The 6096-nt window shown below is 66.3% G+C and carries 1 protein-coding gene and 1 pseudogene; both read right to left on the bottom strand.

Annotated features, from left to right (window positions below; genetic code table 11):
• The coding region (locus tag KVP70_RS32800; RefSeq protein WP_217946625.1) for a non-ribosomal peptide synthetase at positions 1-5006 on the bottom strand (5006 nt) is incomplete at its 3' end.
• Positions 5007-5394: 388 nt separating this feature from the next.
• Positions 5395-6096, bottom strand: a pseudogene (locus tag KVP70_RS32795) (phosphopantetheine-binding protein); the annotation flags it as partial.

The following is a 6096-nucleotide window of genomic DNA, read 5'->3' as shown; positions in this document are numbered from 1 at the left end:
TGGCGGGCCGGCGGCAGCACCGCGTCCAGCGGCACATAGGCCGCGCCGGCCTTCAGGATCGCCAGCTGGGCGATGACCAGTCCGGCCGAGCGCTCCAGGCAGGTCGCCACGCAGTCGCCCGCGCCGATGCCTTGCGCGATCAGGTGGTGCGCCAGGCGGTTGGCCTGCGCATTGAGTTCCGCGTAGCTCAGCGTCTTTTGGTCGTGCACCAGCGCCACGGCCTGCGGCCGCAGCGCCACCTGTTGTTCGAACACCTGGTGCACGCCCAGTTCGGACGGATAGGCGGCGTCGGTTGCGTTCCACCCGTACAGAACCTGATCACGCTCCGCGTCAGCCAGAACGTCCACCGCCGCCAGAGGCGTCTCCGGCGCGGTTTCCAGCAGCGCCACCAGGCCTTCCAGCGCCGTCTGCACATAGTCGCAGATGCGCGCGGCGGAGCCCACCTGCTCGACCTGCGCGGTCAACAGGAATACGTCGCCCAGGTCGTCGATCGACAAGGTGAACGGATAATTGGTGCGCTCTTCCGCACTGAGCATTTCCACTCCTTCCCATGCCGTCTGCGCAACATCGCCCTGCTGCGCATGTTCTCCGTGACGATAGTTCAGCAGAGACGAGAACAGCGGCAGCGGCGCCTGCACCGCACTGCAGCGCTGCGCGAGAGCGAGCGGCGCATGCTCGTGGCGCAACAGCTGCGTCAGCGCACCGTGTGTTTCCCTCACGCTGCGGGCGGCGCCGTATTCACCGACGCGTATGCGGATCGGCAGCGTGTTGATCAACATGCCCAGCACGCGGTCGGAGCCGACGCCCCCCTGCATCCGGCCGAACAGCACCGTGCCGAACACCACATCCTCTTGCCCCGACAGTTTTGCCAGCACCTGCGCCCAGGCCAGGTGCATGAAGCTGGCCGCAGTCACGCCCAGCACGCGAGCCTGCGCACGCAGGCGCTTGCCCAGGTCGACCGGAAGCATGCGCTTCGACTCGCCTATCGACAGCTCGCCACGGCTCTGCTGCAAGCCATACGGCGCGGTCGCCGCGCTGAAATCGGACAGCATCGCCCTGAAGAAGACCTCGTGCTCGTCCTCGCTCACCCCCAGCCGCGCCTGCGCGACGAAGTTACGGAACGGTACGGTGGCCAGCAAGCCCTGCTCCCGGCCGTGTTGTATCGCATGCACTTCTTCGATCAGGAACTTCATCGACGTGTTGTCGTCGACCAGGTGATGGTTCAGCCACAGCATCACCCAGCGCCCATGGACGGCGTCCTGCGCGATCATCACCCGCATCAGCGGCGCCTGGCGCACATCGATGCGATAGTGGCGTGGATTGTAGCGTTCGCGGATTTCGCTGACGACATCGACGCCGGCCAGCTCCGCACTGACGTCTTCGATCAACAGCGGCGCGTCGCGCCATACCACTTGCACCGGCTGGCGCAAGCCCTCCCACCGCATGGCGGTACGCAGGATATCGTGCCGCTTGATGACGCTGCCCAGGGTCTCCAGATAACTGTCCAGGCGCTCACGCGTGTCGAACGCGCACACAATCTGCATCAGATAAGGGTCGCCTTCCTGCCCCATCATATGATGGAACAAGATTCCCTCCTGCAAAGGCGTGAGGGGATAGATATCCTGGATATTCGCCGCGCCTCCCGGCACGCCATCGACGATGGCAGCGATTTCCTCGACAGTCAGCTGCACCAGCGGCAGCATGTCCGGCGTGATCGCCTGGCAGCCGTCGGCGATGCCGTTGGGCGCCACCTGCAACGCCACGCCGGAGGCGCCCTGCTCCATTCCCAGCGCCAGTGCCGCGACCGTCGGTGTGCTGAACAAGGTACGCACATCCGTTTGCAGGCCGGCCCCGCGCATCCGCTCGATCAACGCCACCGCCAGCAGCGAATGCCCGCCCAGCTCGAAGAAGTTGTCGTGGCGACCGACCTGCTCCAGCTTGAGCAGCTCGGCCCAGATCGTTGCCAACGCTTGCTCCGCCTCGCCCCGAGGCGCCTCATAGCCACGCCGCGCGTAGGCCTCGCCATCCGGCGCCGGCAAGGCTTTCTGATCCAGTTTGCCGTTCGGCGTCAGCGGGAACGCATCCAACGCCACAAAGGCGCTCGGCACCATGTACTCGGCCAGTTGCGTGCTCAGTTGCTGGCGCAATCGTCCCAGATCCAGCCCTTCCGCGTCGGCGATCAGGTAGGCCACCAGGCGCTTGTCGCCCGGCTGGTCTTCGCGCGCCAGCACCACCGCCTCGCGCACCCCGGCACAGGCCGACAGCCGGGCTTCGATCTCGCCCAGCTCGATGCGGAAGCCACGGATCTTGACCTGGAAGTCGTTGCGGCCCAGGTAGTCGATGCTGCCGTCGACCAGGTAGCGTCCCAGGTCGCCGGTCTTGTACATGCGCGCGCCCGCCTCGCCGGCGAACGGATCGTCCAGGAAGCGCTCGGCCGTCAGTTCCGGGCGGTTCAGGTAGCCCCGCGCCACGCCGGCGCCGCCCACATACAGCTCGCCCACCACGCCGATCGGCACCGGCTGCCGGTTCGCGTCCAGGATATAGGTGCGCAAGTCCGGAATGCGCCGCCCGATCGGGCTGGCGCCGTGGCGCGCCGCGTCGGCCGGCTCCAGCGGACGGTAGGTCACGTGCACCGTGGTCTCGGTGATGCCGTACATATTGATCAATTGCGTGCCGGCGTTGACCGCCCGCGCATACCACGGCGCCAGCAGGCTCGTCTCCAGCGCCTCGCCGCCGAACACCGTGTAGCGCAAGCGGTGCGCGGCCTGATTCAAGCCCTGCGCCGCGATCAGCTGGCGGAACGCCGTCGGCGTCTGGTTCAGCACCGTCACGCCGCGCCGGCACAGCAACTGGTAGAACTCGTCGGGCGCGCGCGCCACCGACAACGGCACGATCACCAGCTGGCCGCCGTGCGCCAGCGCTCCCCACATTTCCCACACCGAGAAGTCGAAGGCGAACGAGTGGAACAGCGTCCACACATCGTCCGCGCCGAACGAGAACCAGGCGTCCGTGGCGCTGAACAAGCGCACCACATTGGCGTGTTCGATCATCACGCCCTTCGGCGCGCCGGTCGAGCCGGACGTATAGATGATGTAGGCCAGGTGCGCCGGGCTCAGGCCCGCCACCTGAGGATTGGCGTCGGAGTTGTCCTGCCACGCCGCGTCCTGCGCCAGGTCGATGCGCGGCGCATCGCCGACCGAATCCCCCACCCCGGCCAGCGCCGCCTGTCCGGCGCCGTCGACCAGCACCGCCAGCGGCGCGCTGTCGGCCAGCATGTAGGCCAGGCGGTCCTGCGGATAGGCCGGATCGAGCGGCACGTAGCCGCCGCCGGCCTTGAGCGTGGCCAGCACCGCCACCATCATCCCGACGCCGCGCCCGACGCAGATCGCCACCCGCGTGTCCGGACCGACGCCCAGGCCGCGCAGGTGGTGCGCCAGCCGGTTGGCCTGCGCGTTCAACTCGCCGTAGCTTACCGTGCGGTCCTCATGGACCAGCGCCACCGCCGACGGATCGCGCGCGGCCTGTTCCTCGAACAGCTGGTGCACGCAACGCTTCACTGCCGGCGCGACCGCGCCCGCATTCCAGTCCGACAGCATCCGCGTGCGCTGCGCCTCGCTCAGCAACGGCAAATCCTCCAGCGCTTGCGCGTCGTCAGCAACCAGCGCCGACAGCAGCGTGCGCCAGTGGCCCACATGCCGCTCCATCGTCGGCTGGTCGAAAAGCGCGGTCGCATACTCCAGTCCGCCCACAATGGCGTCGCCGGACTCCTGCAAATTCAACGACAGGTCAAACTTGGCCACGGCCTTGCCGACGGCGACGCCGGACAGCGTCAGGCCCGGCAACGTCAGCTCGCCCTCCGGCGCGTTCTGCCATGCGAACATCACCTGGAACAGGGGCGCATGCGCCATGCTGCGGGCCGGCTGCACCAGCTCGACGATCTGTTCGAACGGCAGGTCCTGGTGCCGCTGCGCCGCCACCACCTGGGCCTTGGCATGCTGCAGCAGCTCGGCGACCGTCGCGGCGCCCCCCAGCTTCAGGCGCAACGCCAGCGTATTGGCGAAGAAGCCGATCAACGGTTCCAGCTCGGCGCGCCCACGGCCGGCCATCGGACTGCCGATCACCACCTCATCCTGGCCGGACAGGCGCGCCAGCAGCAACGCCCAGCTGGCCAACAAGGTCATATACAAGGTCACGCCATGCCGCTGACTGAAGCGTTTCAGATCGGCGCTCAGCGCCGCGTCGAACACCACTGGCACGGCGGCGCCGGCGAAATCCTGCTGCGCCGGCCGCGGACGGTCGGTCGGCAGTTCCAGCAATGCGGGTGCGCCGCTCAGCGTCTGCCGCCAGTACTCCGACTGCTCTTGCTGGCGCTCCTGCTGCAACCACTGCCGTTGCCAGCACGCGTAGTCGGCATACTGTATCGCCAGCGCCGGCAGCGGATCGGGCTCGTCGCGGTAAAACGCCGCGTACAGGGCAGCCAGTTCGTTGATCAGCACGCCCATCGACCAGCCGTCGGAGACGATGTGATGCATCGTCACCAGCAACACGTGTTCCTGCTCGTCGAGTACGATCAAGCGGGCGCGTATCAGCGGCCCATGCTCCAGATCGAAGGGTTCCTGCGCCTCGACGGCGCTCAGGCGCGCCAGCTCCGCTTCCTGGTCGGCGCAGCCGCGCAGCTCGTGCACCAGCACCGCCATGCCGCAATCGGCGGCGGCAAACACTTGCACCGGTGCGCCGTCGACCAGCTTGAAACTGGTGCGCAGCGCTTCATGCCGCGCCAAGATGGTGTCGAGCGCATGAAGAAGTGCCTCGCGCTTGAGCGTACCCGTCAACCTCACCCCGCCGGCGATATGATAGACATCGCTGTCCACCCCGAACTGCGACAGGAACCACAGGCGCTGCTGGGCGAATGACAATGGCAGCGGAGTCTCGCGGCCGATCGGCGTGATCTGCGTCGGCTCGGCGCTGACGGCCCGGGTCAGTTTGGCGGCCTTTGCCAGCGCCATCAGATGTTTACGCTCTTCGAGAGACAGTTTCGCCAATGATGCATTCTTCATGTACTTGCGCCTATTAGTCAGATTGATGTGGTGGAGCGGGACCGCCCAAACCCCGCAAGCGCCGCCAAGCGGAGTTCGCGCACGTTATTATCAAGGATGCAATCTGAAACCTATATAGGCGGTATTTCTATGCACTCGGGGTAAATTTATGCTTAATTAAAATATTCTCAAAAAAGAATTCACCCCGAGTCTTCGGCAAAAGCGCGCTGGAAAACGGCTATTTCATGCTTGCCTCCACCTCGTCGGACAGCCGCACTTGTTGGACGTCCCCCATGTGTGCCATGAGCTCCTCCAGTTCACCTGCATCGAACTGCTCGAACTGGGCATTCAGGATGTATTCGCCCAGGTCGATGATCGTGGTGTGCGCGAACAAGCGGTCCAGCGGAACTTCAACCCCGAACGCCTGATTTATCCTCCTCATCAGCTGCACCGCCAGCAAGGAGTGGCCGCCGACATTAAAGAAGTTGTCGTGGCGACCGACCTGCTCCAGCTTGAGCAGACTGCGCCAGATCTCCGCCAGGCCCTCCTCGATCTCGCCTTCCGGCGCCTCGTAGCGGTGCCGCGCGTAGGCCTCGCCATCCGGCGCCGGCAAGGCTTTCTGATCCAGTTTGCCGTTCGGCGTCAGCGGGAACGCATCCAACGCCACAAAGGCGCTCGGCACCATGTACTCGGCCAGTTGCGTGCTCAGTTGCTGGCGCAATCGGCCCAGATCCAGCCCTTCCGCGTCGGCGATCAGGTAGGCCACCAGGCGCGTGTCGCCCGGCTGGTCTTCGCGCGCCAGCACCACCGCTTCGTGCACCCCGGCACAGGCCGACAACCTGGCTTCGATCTCACCCAGCTCGATGCGGAAGCCACGGATCTTGACCTGGAAGTCGTTGCGACCCAGGTAGTCGATGCTGCCGTCGACCAGGTAGCGTCCCAGGTCGCCGGTCTTGTACATGCGCGCGCCCGCCTCGCCGGCGAACGGATCGTCCAGGAAGCGCTCGGCCGTCAGTTCCGGGCGGTTCAGGTAGCCGCGCGCCACGCCGGCGCCGCCCAC

It is taken from the genome of Duganella violaceipulchra, assembly GCF_019166075.1.
Taxonomy (GTDB): Bacteria; Pseudomonadota; Gammaproteobacteria; order Burkholderiales; family Burkholderiaceae_D; genus Rugamonas; species Rugamonas violaceipulchra.
Note: the sequence above shows the minus strand (reverse complement) of the source record. Positions and strands in the feature narration are given on the sequence as shown.